Source organism: Protofrankia symbiont of Coriaria ruscifolia, assembly GCF_900634745.1.
GTDB classification, from domain to species: Bacteria; Actinomycetota; Actinomycetes; order Frankiales; family Frankiaceae; genus Protofrankia; species Protofrankia californiensis.
Genome location: NZ_CAAAFR010000148.1, coordinates 12,563 through 29,465, shown reverse-complemented (window position 1 = coordinate 29,465; position 16,903 = coordinate 12,563). Strand labels below are relative to the sequence as shown.

At 65.7% G+C, this 16,903-nt stretch carries 16 protein-coding genes and 3 pseudogenes; 18 read left to right on the top strand and 1 reads right to left on the bottom strand.

The window, feature by feature from the left end; genetic code table 11:
• The 10 genes and pseudogenes from CV1CTNOD_RS26840 to CV1CTNOD_RS16175 all read left to right on the top strand — a co-directional run.
• Nucleotides 1-217 (top strand): annotated as a pseudogene (locus tag CV1CTNOD_RS26840) (IS607 family transposase); the annotation flags it as partial.
• Nucleotides 214-1,552 (top strand): annotated as a pseudogene (gene tnpB / locus CV1CTNOD_RS16215) (IS607 family element RNA-guided endonuclease TnpB). The pseudogenes CV1CTNOD_RS26840 and tnpB, both read left to right, overlap by 4 nt.
• A gap of 64 nt (nucleotides 1,553-1,616) precedes the next feature.
• Complete coding sequence (locus CV1CTNOD_RS16210; RefSeq protein ID WP_131786895.1) at nucleotides 1,617-2,231, top strand: DUF2867 domain-containing protein; 615 nt, start codon at nucleotides 1,617-1,619, stop codon at nucleotides 2,229-2,231.
• 389 nt (nucleotides 2,232-2,620) lie between these two features.
• A complete protein-coding gene (locus tag CV1CTNOD_RS16205) occupies nucleotides 2,621-3,625 on the top strand; it encodes an acyl-CoA desaturase (RefSeq protein WP_131786894.1) in 1,005 nt (334 codons plus the stop codon).
• A 12-nt stretch (nucleotides 3,626-3,637) separates the two neighbouring features.
• The gene (locus tag CV1CTNOD_RS16200; protein WP_131786893.1) at nucleotides 3,638-3,895 is read left to right on the top strand and encodes an acyl carrier protein; all 258 of its coding nucleotides are present in this window, start codon (nucleotides 3,638-3,640) and stop codon (nucleotides 3,893-3,895) included.
• Nucleotides 3,896-3,897: 2 nt separating this feature from the next.
• The gene (locus CV1CTNOD_RS16195) at nucleotides 3,898-4,800 is read left to right on the top strand and encodes an SAM-dependent methyltransferase (RefSeq protein WP_131786892.1); all 903 of its coding nucleotides are present in this window, start codon (nucleotides 3,898-3,900) and stop codon (nucleotides 4,798-4,800) included.
• A complete protein-coding gene (locus CV1CTNOD_RS16190) occupies nucleotides 4,797-6,071 on the top strand; it encodes a cytochrome P450 (RefSeq protein WP_131786891.1) in 1,275 nt (424 codons plus the stop codon). Before CV1CTNOD_RS16195 ends, CV1CTNOD_RS16190 begins: the two co-directional genes overlap by 4 nt.
• A 56-nt stretch (nucleotides 6,072-6,127) precedes the next feature.
• Nucleotides 6,128-7,849, top strand: coding sequence for a fatty acyl-AMP ligase (locus CV1CTNOD_RS16185; RefSeq protein ID WP_131786900.1), 1,722 nt, complete (start codon nucleotides 6,128-6,130; stop codon nucleotides 7,847-7,849).
• A 33-nt stretch (nucleotides 7,850-7,882) separates the two neighbouring features.
• On the top strand, nucleotides 7,883-8,329 hold the full coding sequence (locus CV1CTNOD_RS16180; protein ID WP_131786890.1) for a PaaI family thioesterase: 447 nt from the start codon (nucleotides 7,883-7,885) through the stop codon (nucleotides 8,327-8,329).
• Nucleotides 8,330-8,488: 159 nt separating this feature from the next.
• On the top strand, nucleotides 8,489-9,724 hold the full coding sequence (locus CV1CTNOD_RS16175) for a cytochrome P450 (protein ID WP_131786889.1): 1,236 nt from the start codon (nucleotides 8,489-8,491) through the stop codon (nucleotides 9,722-9,724).
• A 214-nt stretch (nucleotides 9,725-9,938) separates the two neighbouring features.
• On the opposite strand, the gene CV1CTNOD_RS16170 is transcribed toward CV1CTNOD_RS16175, so the two are convergent.
• Nucleotides 9,939-10,763, bottom strand: coding sequence for an alpha/beta fold hydrolase (locus CV1CTNOD_RS16170; RefSeq protein WP_131786899.1), 825 nt, complete (start codon nucleotides 10,761-10,763; stop codon nucleotides 9,939-9,941).
• 711 nt (nucleotides 10,764-11,474) lie between these two features.
• Between CV1CTNOD_RS16170 and CV1CTNOD_RS26835 the strand changes: the two genes are divergently transcribed.
• From CV1CTNOD_RS26835 to CV1CTNOD_RS16145, 8 genes and pseudogenes are all read left to right on the top strand, one after another.
• Entirely contained in the window at nucleotides 11,475-11,567 is a 93-nt protein-coding gene (locus tag CV1CTNOD_RS26835) for a toll/interleukin-1 receptor domain-containing protein (RefSeq protein WP_242606749.1), read from the top strand.
• A 3-nt stretch (nucleotides 11,568-11,570) separates the two neighbouring features.
• Entirely contained in the window at nucleotides 11,571-12,512 is a 942-nt protein-coding gene (locus CV1CTNOD_RS27915; protein WP_347402945.1) for a toll/interleukin-1 receptor domain-containing protein, read from the top strand.
• Nucleotides 12,513-12,646: 134 nt separating this feature from the next.
• The gene (locus CV1CTNOD_RS16160) at nucleotides 12,647-13,006 is read left to right on the top strand and encodes a hypothetical protein (RefSeq protein ID WP_131786887.1); all 360 of its coding nucleotides are present in this window, start codon (nucleotides 12,647-12,649) and stop codon (nucleotides 13,004-13,006) included.
• On the top strand, nucleotides 13,003-13,137 hold the full coding sequence (locus CV1CTNOD_RS27400) for a hypothetical protein (protein ID WP_278043924.1): 135 nt from the start codon (nucleotides 13,003-13,005) through the stop codon (nucleotides 13,135-13,137). Before CV1CTNOD_RS16160 ends, CV1CTNOD_RS27400 begins: the two co-directional genes overlap by 4 nt.
• Nucleotides 13,138-13,283: 146 nt before the next feature.
• Nucleotides 13,284-13,721: pseudogene (locus CV1CTNOD_RS28415) on the top strand (winged helix-turn-helix domain-containing protein); the annotation flags it as partial.
• A gap of 63 nt (nucleotides 13,722-13,784) precedes the next feature.
• Nucleotides 13,785-14,255, top strand: coding sequence for a TetR/AcrR family transcriptional regulator (locus CV1CTNOD_RS26825; protein WP_242606748.1), 471 nt, complete (start codon nucleotides 13,785-13,787; stop codon nucleotides 14,253-14,255).
• 373 nt (nucleotides 14,256-14,628) lie between these two features.
• Nucleotides 14,629-15,558, top strand: coding sequence for a phosphatase PAP2 family protein (locus CV1CTNOD_RS16150; RefSeq protein WP_131786886.1), 930 nt, complete (start codon nucleotides 14,629-14,631; stop codon nucleotides 15,556-15,558).
• Nucleotides 15,559-15,741: 183 nt separating this feature from the next.
• Nucleotides 15,742-16,854 (top strand): OmpA family protein, encoded by a 1,113-nt coding sequence (locus CV1CTNOD_RS16145; RefSeq protein WP_131786885.1) that lies wholly within the window; start codon nucleotides 15,742-15,744, stop codon nucleotides 16,852-16,854.
• Nucleotides 16,855-16,903 lie beyond the last annotated feature (49 nt).

Genomic DNA, 16,903 nt, shown 5'->3' with positions numbered 1-16,903 from the left:
CGACCGGTTCGCCCGCTTCGGCGCCGAGTACGTCGAAGCGGCCCTTGCCGCGTCCGGCCGGCGGTTGCTGGTCGTCGACCCCGCCGAGGTCGATGACGACCTCGTTCGGGACATCACCGAGATCCTGACGTCGATGTGCGCCCGGCTGCACGGCCGCCGTGCCGCTGCGGACAGGGCCCGCCGGGCCGTCGAAGCTGCCACCGGGGCCGCCGAGTGAAGACACTCCAGGTGTACCGGTTCGCCCTCGACCCGAACGAGGTGCAGCGGGCCGCGCTCGCCCGGCATGCCGGGGCAGCCCGGTCGCCTACAACTGGGGCCTGTCCCGGGTGAAGGCCGCCCTGTCGCAGCGGGATGCGGAGAAGTCCTCTGGCATCCCCGATGATGCGCTCCCCCGGTGCCGTGGACGTTGCCCGCGCTGCGGCTGGAGTGGAACCTGGAGTGGAACAAGGCCAAGGCGACGGTCGCACCGTGGTGGGCGGAGTGTGCGAAGGAGGCGTACTCCGCCGGGCTGGACCAGCTTGCCAGCGGGCTGAAGAACGTCACCGCTTCCCGGAACGGGAGGCGGAAGGGCCGCCGGGTCGGGTTCCCCCGGTTCAAGAAACGCGGGAAGGCTCGCGACTCGTTCCGCTACACCACTGGCTCCTACGGCCCGGACGGCGACCGGCATGTCCAGCTGCCCCGGATCAGCCGGGTGAAGGTCTGCGAGCCGATGGGCGCGCTGACCGGCCGGCTCGCTGACGGCCGGGCCCGGCTGCTGGGTGCGACCGTGTCGAGGACCACCGGCCGGTGGTTCGTGTCGTTCACGGTCGAGGTCGACCGGGAGGTTCCCGCGGGCCCGTCGCGGCGGCGGCGCACGGCCCGGCCGGTCGGCGTCGACCTGGGCGTGAAGCATCTGGCCGTGCTTTCCACCGGGGAAACCATCGCCAACCCGAAGCATCCGGCCGGGTCGCTGCGCCGGCTGCGTAGCGCTTCGCGGGCCTACGCCCGGTCCACACCCGGATCGGCCGGACGGCGCAAGCGCGCAGCCCGGCTCGCCCGTATCCACGCCCGGGCCGCCAACCAGCGCCGCGACGGGCTGCATACGCTCACCACCCGGCTCGCGAAAACCCACGACACGATCGTCGTGGAAGACCTCCACGTTGCGGGAATGCTACGTAACCGGCGGCTGGCTCGCGCGGTCTGCGACACGGGGATGGCCGAGGTCCGCCGCCAGCTTGCTTACAAGACCGTCTGGTACGGGTCGACGCTGGTCGTGGCGGACCGCTGGTATCCAAGCTCGAAGACCTGTTCCGGTTGTGGCTGGCGAAACCCAGGCCTGACGCTGTAGGACCGCACCTTCGTCTGCCGGTCCTGCGGGCTGGTGATCGACCGTGACGTGAACGCCGCGGTCAACCTGCGTAACCTCGTCGCCGGCAGTGCGTCGGAGACGGAAAACGCCCGCGGAGCCGACCGTAAGACCCACCCCGGTGGGCGGGTGGCTGTGAAACGGGAACCCGGCACGGCTTCGGCCGGTCAGACCGGGAGCGCCGCCCCGCAAGGGACGGCAGCGTGACCGGTGAGCGTCAAAGCTCACCGGAACGCAACGGCACCTCATCTGGCCCGTCGTAATCCGCTGGTTGCACGACGCACTGATCGAGGACATGCTCGACCGCGCGGAGTCATCCGGTGCCAACCAGGAGTCCTCCGGCGCCGGCCAGGTCAACCGGTCGCACCGATGGTCGTCCTGGGTACGGCTCCTGCGGCGGCTGATCCTGCGGCGGCCGGCGGGTCCGATCCCGCGCCGGGCCGAGCTACCGACGAACGCCCTGCTCGCCCGCCATGCCTTCCACCGGATCGACTTCGCCGACGCGTGGAGCATCGGGCTCGCCCCGGGCATGCCAACCGACCCGGCGCTCTGGTCCCGATCGCTGTTCCACGGCTCGTTCCGCCAATACGGCGCAAGCCCAGACGAGACGTTGCTCGGCGCGGACAAACCGCACCTGGCCTTCCGAGCCTCGGTGCTGGTCCGCGACGGGACAGTCACCGTGTCCACCGTGGTGAACCTGCGCAACCAGCTCGGTCGGGCGTACTTCACGCTGGTGCGGCCCTTACACCCGATCGTCGTGCGAGCGACCCTACGCCGAGCGAACCGCCAACTGGCCACTGCCGCCGCCCGCCCAACAACCCGCCGTAACTGCGCGTTCGACTCCCACAAGCCACCTCCAGATCATGATCTGAATCATGAAAAGTGATGGTGGAATGAGATAGGCTAGTCGCGTCAGTTATTCGGGCAGCGCTGCTGCCGTTCCCGAGCATGGTTGCCGCCGACCGGCCTTCCGGGATCCGGGAGCACGTTCCCGCTCTCGGCGCGCTCGGCCTGGAGCACCTGATCCGTATCATTAAGAGCGCGTGTAAACATATCCGGTACCGCCTCGACCTGCTCTGGGTTTCCTGGCCGGACTCGAAACCCCCATAGCCGGGTCACCTCACGAGTTCAACGTCAGTAGGTGTCTGATAACGAATTCCAATCTTCCGATTGGCAATTCCAATACACCTACCATATCCGGCTTCGCTGGCTGTTACGATCAGGATCGTCCGACTGGCGAACTCAAGTCTAGCACTCAGGAGGGGGCGGTCGAGAATGGCAGACGTACAGCCTACGACATACATTCCCGAGCCCGAGTTCGGAACTAGTGGATCTACTCCTCGCAAAAAGACGATCAGCAATCCCTACCTGCACCGTCTGCAGCGCCGCCACTTTTTGCTGTTCGACGTCCTCCCGATTGTCGGTACCGCCGCCGCCTTCGCGTTTCTTGCGGTACATCCGATCGGCGTCACCGAACTCGCCCTGCTCTTTTCGATGTGGCTCGTGACCGGGCTGGGCGTCACCGTCGGCTATCACCGGCTCTTCACCCATCGCACCTTCAAGGCCGCGCCGTCCGTTGCAGCCGCACTCACAATCCTCGGCTCGATGGCCGGTCAAGGCGGCCTGATGTCCTGGGTCGCCTTGCACAGGCGGCACCACGAGTGCAGTGACCGCGAGGGAGATCCCCACTCCCCGAATCTCGCCGGCAGCGGTCTGAAGGGTCGGCTGCGCGGCCTGGCCCACTCCCACTTCCTGTGGATGCGTCGCCACGAATACCCGAACATCGTCCACTATGCGCCGGATCTGATCAAAAACCGCGCCTTGGTCCGAGTCGCCCGCCTCTACTACTATTGGGTCGCGCTCGGGCTCGTCCTCCCCGCGCTCATCGGCGGCCTCGTCTACCAGAGCTGGACCGGAGCGGTGAGCGGCTTCTTCTGGGGCGGCCTCGTGCGGATATTCGTCCTGGAGCACGTCATCTGGGCGATCAACTCCTTCCTGCACACGTTCGGCACCCATCCCTACGAATCCAGGGAGAACAGCAGGAACGGCGGAATTTTTGCCTTGCTGACCTTTGGTGAATCATGGCACAACAACCATCACGCATTCCCTGAGTCGTCTTCCTTCGGGTTGGACTGGTACCGCCTCGACCCAGGTTACTGGCTCATAAAACTGCTTGCGTTCTGCGGTCTTGCATGGGATCTCAAGCGTCCGTCCGAAGAGCGGATGAAAGCAACTCGTATACCCAGGAACGGCAAGCCAGCCCCCAGTACCACAGCATAAGGAGCGAGCACGTTGAAGCCGAGCAAGGAAGCGATTGCCACATGGTGCCAGGAGTATGTTGCGAATCTCCTTGAGATGCCCGTGGAGGCGGTGGATCCGGACGCGGACTTCGACCGGCTGGGCATCGATTCCGCCCTCGCCGTCTCCCTGCTGATCGAGGTCGAGGAGCGCTACGGCGTCGACCTGGCTCCCGAGGCGTTGTTCGAGAACCCGAGCATCAATGCAGTCGCTGTGTATCTGCATGCGCAGAGTCAACGGCACGTGGCGTAGTCATGACTGCATCAGTCGACATCGACCGTACGATCGGTGCAGCGGCTGCCGTCCGCCACCACTACGACGTCGGAAATGCGTTCTACAGCCTTTGGTTGGACCGCTCGCTGACCTATTCGTGTGCGATTCGGGAAGGCGCGGACGACACACTCGAAACCGCCCAGGAGAGGAAGCTGCAGTTCCACCTGGACGCGATTCGTGCAGACCGGGCCCACAGCGTGCTGGACATCGGCTGCGGGTGGGGTGCGATCCTGCAGCGTCTGGCCGAGGCGCACCGGGTCCAGCGGTCCGTCGGTCTCACCCTCAGTGAGGAGCAGGCGGCCTTCATCCGGTCCCTCGGGTATCCTGGCGTGGAGGTCCGGACGGAGAACTGGCTGCACTACGAACCCGACATCCGTTTCGACGGGATCATCTCCATCGGTGCCTTCGAACACTTTGCCAGAGCCGAGGACTCGTCGGCCGAGAAGGTCCGTCTATACCGAGATTTCTTCACCCGCTGCCGTGGTTGGCTGAACAAGGACGGCGTGCTGTCGCTGCAGACGATCGCCTACGCGAACATGTCCCGCGAGGACGCGAGCCGGTTCATCCAGCAGGAGATATTTCCCAAAGCGGATCTGCCGACGCTTACGGAGATCACCGCCGCCGCGGAGGGTATTTTCGAGATTCAATCCGTGACCAACGGTCGGCTCGACTACGCTTGGACGTGCGAGCAGTGGGCACGCCGGCTGCGCCTGCACCGCGACGAAGCCGTTCATGTCGTCGGACCGGATGTGGTCGCCCGGTACGAGCGCTATCTGAAGCTGTCTGCCCTTGGCTTCCGGATGGGAAAGATCTGCCTGTTCAGGATCATTCTTCATCCCTTCAGAGGCAAGTACTTCGACCGCCGCGGGATGCAGGCAGTATGACGTTGGAGACACACGGCACGGCGGCTGCCGACACGGCCAAACGCGCTCAGGCGCCAATCCGGTTCAACCCCTTCAGCGCCGAATTCCGACGCGACCCCCACCCGCTCTATCGGCAGCTTCGCAGCGCGCAGCCCGTCCACCGGACGCTGGGTATGTGGGTGCTCACGCGGCATGCCGACGTACAAGGTGTTCTGCGCGACCGTACCTTCAGCGCCGGACTCATACCTGAATTGATCAGCCGGCAGGCAAGCCGGCTGTCGCAGGACAACGTGGCGCGGATCGGGCGGCTGGGGAGGAAGTCGCTCGTCTTCACCGATAACCCGGACCACGCGCGGCTGCGCGGGCTGGTGAACCGAGTGTTCACGGCGCAGGAAATTGCCAAGCTCCGCCCCCGTGTCTCGGAGGTTGCCGAACAGCTGGTACAACGGGCTTGGGACGATGGCGGCATGGATGCCATCGCTGACTTTGCGGCGCCCCTGCCGGTTACGGTCATGTGCGGCTGGATGGCACTCCCGGACAGTCTGCGCGAACACGTCGGCCAATGGACGCATGACATCCGGTTCCTGCTCGAGCCGGGGCTGATGAAAGCCGAAGATTTTACGCGTGTATGCGACGTCGTCGAGATGTTCGCGCACGCCCTGGACGAAGTGGCCGCGGAACGCCGGTCCCGGCCGGGCGACGACCTGATCAGCCAGCTGCTCGCTGCGGAGACCGGTGGCGGCGACAAGCTCAGCGACGAAGAACTCGTCTTCGTGTGCATCATGTGCTTCGTAGCCGGCAACGAAACCACGAAGTCCCTCATAGGCAACGGCCTCCTCGCGTTGCTTCAGCATCCGGGTCAAGACGCTCGCCTCCACCGGCAGCCAGAGCTTGTGCCGAGCGCTGTCGAGGAGGCTCTGCGCTACGACAGCCCGCTCCAGCTGACCAAGCGTCTCGCGACGCGCGATGTCGAAATCGGCGGAAAGCAGGTACGGGAGGGCGATCAGATTCTCCTGTGTCTTGGCGCCGCGAACCGCGACCCCGCGGTGTTCACTCAGCCGGACGAGTTCGACATTACCCGCAGCGCAAGGGGGCACCTTGCCTTCGGCCACGGAATGCACGGATGCCTGGGCGGGCTGCTGGCCAAGCTGCAGGCGGAGGTTGCCTTCGAGCACCTGTACCGGCGCACTGAACGCCTGGAACTCCTGACAGAGCAACTCCAGTGGCAGGACCACAGCTTCATCGTCCGCGGCCTGAAGCACCTTCCGGTCTCGCCGAGGAGCACCAGGTGACGGACCGAAGCGTTGGAGTGAGCTCCGTCGAACTCCTCCGGAGGAGGGGAAGGAAAATGGTGCAGCAGAGAACGCTGCTTCCAGAGATCCTGCAGAGCCGCGCCGCCCTCGAGCCGGTCAGCAGGGCGTACGTGTTCTTGAATGAATACGAGGAAGAAAAAGAAGTGCTGACGTACGGCGACCTGCACGCACGAGCGCTCGCCGTGGCCAGGTGGCTAAGCCAGCGTTGCAGACCCGGCGACAGGGCATTGCTGATCTTCCCGCAAAGTCTGGATTTTATCGTCGCATATTTCGGATGCCTCTACGCGCATGTCGTCGCGGTACCCGTCAACCCCCCGCGCAAGAAGCGGGTTCAGGACGCGACATCAAGCATCGTGAGAGACTGCGAGCCTTCCGCAGTACTCACCATCAGCACGATGATCGAGAGTACCAGATCCTCCCTGGAGCCGGTCTGTGGAGCTCTGCCCTGGTTTCCGGTCGACCAGGTGACGGACGCGGCGGATACGCGCTTCCAGCCGCAGCCTTGTTCCGCGGATTCCATCGCCTTCCTTCAGTACACGTCGGGTTCCACATCCGATCCGAAGGGGGTCATGGTTTCTCACGGGAACCTTTCCGCGAACCAGGAGATGATACGGCGGGCGTTCGGCCATGATCAGAACTCGACGTTTGTCGGCTGGGCGCCGCTCTTCCACGATCAGGGTTTGATTGGAAACGTCCTGCAGCCCCTCTACCTCGGGACGACCAGCATCCTCATGTCGCCGATGGCATTCATCCGCTGGCCGCTCCTGTGGCTGTCGGCCATCTCCCGGTACCGAGCCCACACCAGCGGTGGACCGAACTTCGCATTCGACGCCTGCGTCGCACGAGCAGCCAGAGGAAATATCCCGGACCTTGACCTCAGCTGCTGGAAGGTCGCGTTCAACGGCGCCGAGCCCATTCGACCCGAGACACTGCACCAGTTCGCCGAGATCTTCGCGCCCTTCGGGTTCAGCGAGAAAGCACTCTACCCGTGCTACGGCTTGGCTGAGGCAACTCTGCTGGTGACCGGCAGCCAGAAGGGCCGCGGCCCGCGCACCATTGAGGCGGATGTCGAAGAGCTCAGTCACAAGCGCTATGTCGAGACGCCTGGTGACCACGGACGGACCCTCGCAGGATCCGGACTCGTCCTCCCGGAAGAAGCGCTCCGGATCGTGGACCCTGAAACGGGATGCCCGTGTCCCGCGAACCAGGTGGGAGAAATCTGGGTTGCCGGAGAGCACGTGGCACACGGTTACTGGAGGCGCCCAGAGGCGACTGCCGACACTTTCCAGGCCGAGTGTGACAGCGAGCCTGGTCGTACCTACCTGCGTACCGGCGATCTCGGCCTGGTGGTCGACGGCGAGTTGTACATAGTGGGCAGGCTGAAGGACCTGGTGATCATTCGGGGAAGAAACTACTACCCTCAGGACATCGAGCATACGGTTCAATCGTCACATCCCGCGTTGAAACCCGGCGGATGTGCCGCGTTCTCGGTTCCCGGTTCCGACGACGAGAAGCTCGTCGTCGTCCAGGAAATCAAGGGCGAGCAACGGCGGAAGGCTGACGTGACGGACGTCGCCGCGTCGATTCGAGCGGCGCTGATGCGGGAGCACGAGCTTTCGGTGAGCGACCTGGTGCTGACCCTGCCGGGCCGGCTGCAGAAAACCAGCAGCGGCAAGATCATGCGGGCCGCTGCCAGAAAGCGCTACCTGGAGACCGGATTCGAGGTCTGGACACCGGTGACACCCTCGGCCACTTGAAGGATCCGTCGACCAGCAGAGAGAATTCTGGACATGGCAGCGTTGAAAGCGGCGAATCCCGACTTCGAGCAATTCGTGAGGGGCATGGTTCTGAGCATGCCGGCCGCGCGGCACCTGGGTTTCGAGTTCGGCCGGATAGCGCCAGGAGAGGTCGAGATCATCCAGTCGTACCGGAAAGAGCTCACGCAGCATGACGGCTTCATTCAGGGCGGTGTGCTCGGCTCGCTGGCGGACTTCGCCGGCGGCTGCGCGGCCGGCACGTTGCTGCAGCCCGGATGGGTGAACATGACCATCGACTACACGGTTAAAATTCTGGCTCCGGCGAAAGGTGAGAAAATTGTCGCGCGCGGCCGGGTCGTCAAGGCGGGCCCCGTCATGACCATCGCCGCGGCCGATGTCTACTCGGTCGACGGGACCGGGGAGACATTGTGTGCCACTGCTTTCGTGACCATGCGCAATATCAAAGCGTTCAAGGCCTGACGGCACGGAGAAGATATGCGCCCCATCGCGCCGGCGTGAGCGTCAGGGTTTCGAGTCCTTCTACCACGCGCAGCGGCGATCTTCTGAGTTGCGCGTGGTTTCGGTAGTGGGACCGCTATTACGAGAAGGCGTCACTGATTCGAGCAGGTGAGCTGACCCATGACCGACAACCTCCTTCCCCACCACACTGAAGAAGCGTTCGTCTTCAACCCGTTCGCCGACGGCTTCACCGACAATCCCTATCCCCACTACGCGGAACTGCGCACCATTGCGCCCGTCCACGAACACCCTCTCGGCTTCTGGATCCTGTCCAGATACGAGGACGTGTCGAAGCTACAGAGATCTGGACACTCCGTTGACGAGCAATACCTGACGCATCTTCCGGCGTGGAAGAGCGACTCCAGCACGCTCGGCAAGGAGAACCGGCTGATGCGCGGGCTGTCCATCCTGGATCAGGATCCACCGAACCATACGAGACTTCGCCGTCTTGTCTCCAAGGCCTTCACCCGGCGCGCCGTTGATGCATTGGAACCGCGGATCGAGACACTCGTCGACGAAGCGCTTGATCGGATCGCCGAGGCGGGCCGCGCGGATCTCGTCGCCGAACTCGCCTTCCCGCTCCCCTTCACGGTGATCTCGGAAATGCTGGGCATCCCGGTAGTGGAACACACTCGACTCCGTGAACTCACTGGAACGCTGGTGCGTGCGCTCGAACCACTCGCCGACCCGAGGTTGCAGGCCGAAATCCGGTCGGCCAACCACGAGCTGACGGCGATCGTCCGCGAGGTGACCAACTGGAAACGAGACAACCCCGGCGACGATCTGATCACCGCACTCCTTGCTGCGGAACACGACGGCGACATGCTCAGCGAGGACGAGCTGATCGCCCAGGTCATGTTTCTCTACATCGCGGGCCACGAAAGCACGGTGAACCTTCTCGCGGGCGGGCTCCTCGCGCTCCTGCGTCATCCTGATCAGTTGCGACTGCTACAGGAGGAACCCGGACTCGCCACCAACGCCGTGGAAGAAATGCTTCGCTACGACACCCCGGTACACCTGATGAGGCGGATAACCATCGAACCCTTTTCAGTCCACGGCGAGGAGATCCCGACTGGCAGGTGGGTATTGTCCTGCCTGGCCGCGGCCAATCGGGATCCGGAGTTCTGGGGCGCGGACGCCGACGAACTTCGCCTGAATCGACCGAACGCGCACCAGAACGTCTCGTTCGGCGCCGGTGTGCATCACTGTCTCGGCGCGGCACTGGCCCGGTTGGAAGCCCGGGTGACCTTCACCCGGTTCGTCCAGCGCTTCCACTTGCCCGCTGTCGAGGAGGTGCGCTGGAATGGCCGGATCAACGTGCGTGGTCCCGCGAAGTTGTCGATAGTCGTACGGTAGTGAATTCGTCAGAAGTCTTACCGCCGTGCGTTCCTCCGGCGCACGGCCGGAAGTGGCCCGCGTCACGCTCAAGCACATCCTCGCGCTGGGACTCATCCACGGCTTTCTCGTCTTCGCCCAGTGCGCCGGATCCAGGGGGAAAGGCCAGCCGGAACATATTCGGTGAATTCGACGCTGTTGCCGTAGCGTAACTGGGAAAGCTTGTGTACCCCGTTCAGACCCGGTCGACCGTGGCGAGGAACTTGTCCAGCAGTCCGATGATCGTCGCGGGTTGTTCCAGGGTGCTGGTATGTCCGCAGTTCGCGACGATCTGCAGCTGGGCGTCTGGGATGCGGGCGGCGATACGTTCCGCCTTCTCCGGTGGAGTGGCCTTGTCGTCGGCGCCGACGACGACGAGCGTGGGCACCGTGATCCCGGTGATCTCGTGCTCCACCGGTGCGCGGTCGGCCACTCCGAGCACCGCTTTACGTACGGCGGCACGTTTGCTGCGATTGAGGCGGATGACCCACTCGTTAATCGTGGTTCTGCTGGCGGGATCGGCAAGGAAGGTGTGGCCGAACATATACGAACCGACCTTGCCCAGAATCGGTTTGATGCCGAACAGGCGCAGCAGCCATGCCAGCTGTTTGTACTCGCGGACTTTGCCCGGGTCCTCGGGCCCGGCGCTGGTGTCCAGCAATGTCAACGAACGCAGCAATTCGCCGTGGCGGGCCGCGATGCGCTGTCCGATGAAGCCGCCCATGGACAGGCCCACCCAGTGCACCGGCGCAACACCGAGTTCCCGGATCAGGGCGACCGCGTCGCCGGTTAGGGTGTCCATGTCATAGCCGTCGGCGGTCGCCGGAGTCTCACCCTGTCCGCGCCAGTCGACCGCTATGCAACGGTAGTGCTCGCGCAGGGCCGTGATCTGCGGGTGGAACATCCAGCCGCTGAATAACAGGCCGTGTCCGAACATAATGGTCGAGGCATCCGGTAGACCGGCCGGCGCTCCGGTGTCGCTGTAGGAAATCGTCACACCACTGATATTGATGGTCGGCACGGGTCCCTCTTCTCCACCGGCGGCCAACAGCTAAATACCAGTGTAAGTGTATTGGATACGCCCTACCGGACGATGAGACCATGCGATGACCAACAGGCTAAGCCGAGTGGAACGGACGACGCCAGACGTCCCACCAACCCACGACTTTCAGGACAGCGGACCAGACGATCGTGATCGATTGGCAGGCATTCACGCAAAAACCCGGCGAGGGAATTCTTCCGCAGGTGTCCACGCCCGGCATGATCTCGGTCAACTGGTGGCGGACCTCGATATGCACAAGAGCATAGTCACGGCTGACCCCGCCGATCGTGGCGGGCACCCTGGACGAATGGGCCGACCGGTAGCGCGCGGCCGGCAACCCCGCGTGGATGGGAGATCGCCCGGGGCGAGGCGCCCGGATCGATCTCCGCGGTTGTGACTCTTCGTAGCAATGGGCAATGGCCCGGGAGGCCATTTCTCCTCCCGGGCCATGATCGTCCTATCGGCCGGGCCGCCCGTGGACCATCGGAGTCGGGAACGATCGCAAGAGCACGCACAACCCGGCAATGTCAAACCCGTTGGCCGTTCCGTCGCCGGACAGTTTGACGGCACGGTGCCGTCGGGTGGGCTGCCTGCAACTTGTTACGCCGGCGCCGACCATGGCCGGAAGGTCGTGACGGTAGTGGTTCGGGGCGCTCTTCTGCTCTGGGTGGCGGGTGGGATGCTACGGGTATGGCCGGTAGTGGGGGTGGCGGCGAGTTCGAGTGGGATTTCTTCGTCTCGTACACGCAGGCGGATCGGGGCTGGGCCGAATGGGTCGCCTGAGAGCTGCAGACCGCAGGGTTCCGGGTACTGATCCAGGCATGGCACATGGTCGCGGGCATGTACTGGTCGCAGCGGATGGCCGAGGGCATGAACCGGTCGGCCCGGACGGTGGCCGTGCTGTCCCCGGCGTACGTGGCCTCGGAGGCGTGCGCGGCCGAATGGCAGGCGGCCTGGCCCTCCGATCCGGTAGGCGCACAGCGGCGGTTGCTGCCGGTGCGGGTGGCCGCGTTCGCCCCGCCGGCACCGTTTGACGGGATCGTGTACACCGATCTGGTCGGGATGGCCGCGGACGTGGCGGCGGGCCGGTTGACGGCGGCGGTGGACGCGGTGCTGACCGGCGGGGCGCGGCCGACGGTGGCGCCGGCGTTTCCCGGCGGGTCGGAGAGTCCAGAAAGTAGCGGGTCGGAGAGTCCGGAGGGTAGAAGGCCACGGTTTCCGGGGGTGGCGCCGGCGGTGTGGTCGGTGGACTGGCCGCGTAACCGGCTGTTCACCGGCCGGGAGGTGGAGCTGTCCCTGCTGCGGGAGCGGCTGGCCGGCGGGGGGACGGCGGTGGCGGTCGCGTCGTTGGCACTGCTGGCCAAACGGTGCGGGGTCGCGGTGGCGGGGGCTGCGGAGGAGTCCGCCCGGGCGGTGGGCCTGCTGGCGGCGGGCCGCCGGTACCGGCGCTGGCTGCTGATCCTGGACAACGCCGGCGAGCCGGACGATCTGTTCGGGGTGCTGTCGGCGGCGGTGGGCTGCGGGGCATGTGCTGGTGACGTCGCGGGATGGCCGCTGGTCGCGGTTGGCGGGCACGGTGGACGTCGACGTGCTGCCGCGGGCGGACGCGGTCCGGCTGCTGCGCGAGCATGTCCCGGACATCACCGACACCGACGCCGATGGGATATGTTTCTGGCCACGCTCGCCGAACACCTTGCGGCTCGTGACGTTCGCGGCGCACCTCCGTAGGCCGAGACAAGATCGTTGCGACGATTCTGGTTCCCGTTCAACACACGCGCAGCGCGGGTGGATGTGTTGCTCCACGCTCCGGCGGCATTCCGGCGGCGCGGAATCTTCGTTGCTCCTCAGGAGCTCGAGGTCGCATGACCGCGGCTGATCCGCTCCTCGACCGGGCCGCGATTGAGGGCGCCTTCCGCCGGCTCGGCGACCGGCTGGCCCACCGGGGTGTCGTCGCGGATCTATACGTGTTCGGTGGAGCGGCGATGACGTTGGCCTACGATGCACGTCGCACGACCCGGGACATCGACGCGGTCTTTCATCCTCACGGGATTGTGCTGGAGGAGGCGAGAGTGGTCGCTGACGAACTCGGCCTGCCTCGGTGGTGGCTGAATGAACAGGCCAGCATCTATGTCGCGCCTGGTCGCGACTCCACCGCATCCCGAGTATTCGACATCCCGGACTACGGGTCTCGGCGGCGTCGCCCGAGCGTCTGCTCGCGATGAAGGTTCTCGCCAGCAGACGCCGCGACAGCGACGACATCCGTTTCCTGGTCAAACACCTGGGACTGACGACCGTCGACCAGATACTCGCACTGTGCGCGGACGTCTTCCCCGACGATAAGTTGGACATCTGACCCCTGCCTTGCAAAGTCGGTACCGATCGTCCGTCGGTGTCCGGGTTCGTCCGCACCGCCCGGCTGGCCCGCGTGTCCGTTCCGTCCCCGTCCTTCATCGTCCACGGCCGTCCGCCGGCTGGGCTACACGTTTGGCTACACGCGAGATGTCGGCGCCCGGTCTTCGGCCCCCGGCCGGACGCGCCCTGCACAGGCAACCGACCTTCCGCTTTTCAGGTGCCACCCGCGCAGGTCCAGCCGACGACCCGGCAAGATCGCTCCCAACTCCAGCAGGTGCTCGCTTCCGTGCTCCGGGGTGCGGGAAGTTGGGTACTCTTCGTCACACTTGTTCACCGACGAAAGGCCGAAGCGTGGCTGTACCCGACTTTCAGTCGCTCATGCGGCCATGTCTCGCAGTACACGAAGACGGGCAGCCACACAACACTGTCGAGTTGCGTGACAGGCTAGCCGAGATCATGGACGTATCGGCCGAGGATCGAAAGCGCCTTCTTCCAAGCGGATCGCAGCCGGTTTTTTCCAACCGCGTTGCGTGGGCCATCACACATCTTGCACAAGCTGGACTACTTGAACGGCTCGGGCGGGGAATAACGCAAATTATTACAGAGTGGAGTCCACGGACGTGGTGTACGGAGGGTGACTCCGCGGTTGTGGTCGAGTCGCTCGCCGTCCGTCTCGGCGCCACCAAGGGCAGCTTCTACTGGCACTTCCCGAACCGGGACGCGCTGGTGGTCGCCGCCCTCGCCCGATGGGAGCACCGGTACACGACCGAGGTGATCGACGAGATGGATCGCGAACCCGATCCGGTCAAACGACTGCACAGCCTGTTCTCGACCGTGATCGCCGCGGCCGAACGGGACCGGACCGAGGCCGCCCTGTTGGCCAGCGCCGATCACCCGGCGGTCGCGCCGGTACTGGCACGCGTCACCGCCCGCCGGGTCGACTACACCGCGGATCTGTTCGTCCAGCTCGGGTACTCCCCGCAGGAGGCCAGGCTGCGGGGTGTCCTGGCGTTCAGCGCGTACCTCGGGTACGCCCAGCTCCTGCGAGCCGCCCCCCAGGTGCTGCCCGCCGATTCCGACGCCTACCGGCGCCTGGTCGGTCGACTCCTGGCCGGGTGAGCTGGCCGGGTGAGAACGTGAATCGGCTGCGAACGCATGCGGTCAGGTCGCTGGTTGTGCCTGCCGGGTGGGAGAACGCAGACCTTCCGGCCGCGTGGACAATGTAGCCTCGGTCAAGAGGTCCACCCGAGATCGGGTAGCGGGTGGACGGCAGGGAGGGCCCGACATCGTCGACCAGCGGCCACTGGGCGTTGGGGCGGATGCCGCCCTGGTGAACAGCCCGGTTTGCGCCGCCGATCGTCCGGACGGCCTGGTGTTGGCGAGAAGGCTGGCACGCACAGTGATGGTCGAAGTCGAGGGCTGTCGCCTGAGATGCGCCCGGACGTAACGACCGGACCACTGGGCAGGCCGGGTCGGAACCGGGAGGGCACGGATGATCCACATACGCCGCAGGTCGGACGGTCTGCCGGTGGTGTGGATCGAAGTCGCTATGATCATCGTTTTCTACTACACCTACACGGCCACCCGGTCGGTAGCGGGCGGTTCCGTCCACAACGCGCTCGCGGTCGGGCGGGACATCATGCGCATCCAGGCCGACCTGCACCTCGATATCGAGCTTGGGCTCAACCACTGGCTGCAGGGTGTTCCCGTCCTTGCCGTGGCGTGCTGTTACTACTATGCGACGCTCCATTTCATCGTCACGCCGAGCGTCCTGGCCTGGCTCTATCGCAGACGCGCTCGTCACTACCTGGCGGCCCGCTGGACGATCGTATGCGCAACCGTGATCAGCCTTACCGGGTTCTTCCTGCTTCCGACGGCGCCACCGCGCCTGCTGCCCGGCGCCGGTTTCATCGACACGATGGCGTCGTTCCACAACTGGGGCTGGTGGGCTGGTAACTCCAGCGCCGCCCCCAAGGGGCTCGGCGGCATCACCAACCAGTTCGCCGCCATGCCGTCCCTGCACTGCGCCTGGGCGCTGTGGTGCGGTTGGAACATCGTCCGCCTGGCACGGCACCGCATGACCAAAGTGCTCGGCGCCGTCTACCCGGCCGCAACGGTCTTCGTGGTGATAGCCACCGCCAACCACTATGTGCTGGACGTGCTGGCGGGCTGGCTCGCGCTCGGCCTCGGGGCCGCGGTAGCCGCTGTCGTGATGCGGTTCGCGCGCGGACAGGGGCAATCTCCCGGACGCCCGGTCGGCCAGAGCGACGACCAGGCCGACGACCAGACCGGTCACCCGGCTGACCAGACAGACCGTCCGGCCGACCAGCAGCCCCGGCGCCAGCCACACCTACCCCAACCGGCCGCGATCATCCGCGCCGGCGGTGCGCGCACGGCGCTCGTGGAGCCGCCCCGGGGATGACACTCGTGGCGTCACTCCGGGGATAATTGGCGACCCGGTGCAGGTCACGGGCATATCGATGTGCGAAAGTTGACCCGCGGCGGGTTGTTCGCCGTGCTCCCGTCGGCCGTTGGGTCGTTCCTCCGCAGGCGTTGGCGGTGGCGCGTCCCGAAGGCGTCCCCAGCCAGAATCCGTGCGGAGACCATGTCGATGTCCTTGGCCCAGATGGTTGCGGTGAAGCGGCCCCATCCTGTCGCGTTTTCGGTGTTCCTCGTCGTCGCCTGGCTGCTGCTTGCGCTGCTGGCGCTCGGCCTGCGGCGCGGGCCGATCGAGGACGAGCTTTCCGACCGGGCCGTCCTGGCGGTGCGCTCGCACGGCCAGACCGGTGCGCAGGTGAGCTTCGACGGCCGGGACGCCACCGTCCACGGCACGTTCCCCAGCGTCGCGGACGCTGAGACGGCACGCCAGGTGGTGGCGCGGGTGTCCGGAGCACGGTCGGTCTCGTTGGGTAGCGACATTCACATCGTCCCGGCAGTGCTACCCGGCGTGGTTGCCAAGCCCTTCGTGATCGCGGTCGACGGTGGCTCGCTCACCGTCACCGCTACCGTGCCCGATCGAGCTGCCCGTGAGCAGTTGCTCGGCGCTGCCGCCGCGGCGAGTTCCGCCATACTGACCGGGAAGGTGACGGTCGACCCCGATTCGGCCGCGCCGCCGGTCACCGCCCTTGCGGATCTTACCCGCACGCTTACGGCGGTTGCCGGTGAGCACAAGGTGACGATCACGGGTTCCTCGATGGTCGTGGAGGGGAGCGTGGGGGACACCGACGAGGCGACCCGGTTGGGTTCCGACCTCCTCGCCGGGGCTCGCAAGACGCAGCCGGCCGCCACTCTTGACAACCGTCTCACCGTTCGATCGGTGGCCTCGGCTCTCCCGCCGGTCGGCGAGGGCGTAGCGCAGCTGGCGACCGGTCGTCTTGTCGGGGCCGTTGCCGAGGGCCGGATCACGTTCGAGACGAACAGCTCGGAGCTGACTGAGGCTGACCGCGTCCACCTCGATCGGATCGCGGCGGTACTGCGGGAGAGCGAGCTCAGCGTGCTGCTGGCAGGTCACACCGACACACGGGGTCCGCGCGCCGTCAACGAGGCGTTGTCGCTGTTGCGGGCGCAGACTGCCGCCGGCTATCTGTCCGACCGTGGCGTGCCCGCGGAACACCTGCGGGCTGCGGGGTTCGCCTGGGACCATCCGGTGGCGACAAATGACACCGAGGCCGGGCGTGCCGCCAACCGGCGGGTGGAGATTTCCGCCCTTGTACCGTAAGTTGTCGCATCCCTGGGCCGACGAGCCGGGTACCCGTGCCGTCACGATC

Bases quoted from the DNA above. Each gene is read 5' to 3' on its own strand.
- CV1CTNOD_RS16160 (WP_131786887.1), top strand. From the start codon at position 12,647: ATGACCGCGGCTGATCCGCTCCTCGACCGGGCCGCGATTGAGGGCGCC.
- CV1CTNOD_RS16175 (WP_131786889.1), top strand. From the start codon at position 8,489: ATGACCGACAACCTCCTTCCCCACCACACTGAAGAAGCGTTCGTCTTC.
- CV1CTNOD_RS16150 (WP_131786886.1), top strand. From the start codon at position 14,629: ATGATCCACATACGCCGCAGGTCGGACGGTCTGCCGGTGGTGTGGATC.
- CV1CTNOD_RS16195 (WP_131786892.1), top strand. From the start codon at position 3,898: ATGACTGCATCAGTCGACATCGACCGTACGATCGGTGCAGCGGCTGCC.
- CV1CTNOD_RS16205 (WP_131786894.1), top strand. From the start codon at position 2,621: ATGGCAGACGTACAGCCTACGACATACATTCCCGAGCCCGAGTTCGGA.
- CV1CTNOD_RS16185 (WP_131786900.1), top strand. From the start codon at position 6,128: ATGGTGCAGCAGAGAACGCTGCTTCCAGAGATCCTGCAGAGCCGCGCC.
- CV1CTNOD_RS16145 (WP_131786885.1), top strand. From the start codon at position 15,742: ATGTCGATGTCCTTGGCCCAGATGGTTGCGGTGAAGCGGCCCCATCCT.
- CV1CTNOD_RS16190 (WP_131786891.1), top strand. From the start codon at position 4,797: ATGACGTTGGAGACACACGGCACGGCGGCTGCCGACACGGCCAAACGC.
- CV1CTNOD_RS16180 (WP_131786890.1), top strand. From the start codon at position 7,883: ATGGCAGCGTTGAAAGCGGCGAATCCCGACTTCGAGCAATTCGTGAGG.
- CV1CTNOD_RS26835 (WP_242606749.1), top strand. From the start codon at position 11,475: ATGGCCGGTAGTGGGGGTGGCGGCGAGTTCGAGTGGGATTTCTTCGTC.
- CV1CTNOD_RS27400 (WP_278043924.1), top strand. From the start codon at position 13,003: ATGAAGGTTCTCGCCAGCAGACGCCGCGACAGCGACGACATCCGTTTC.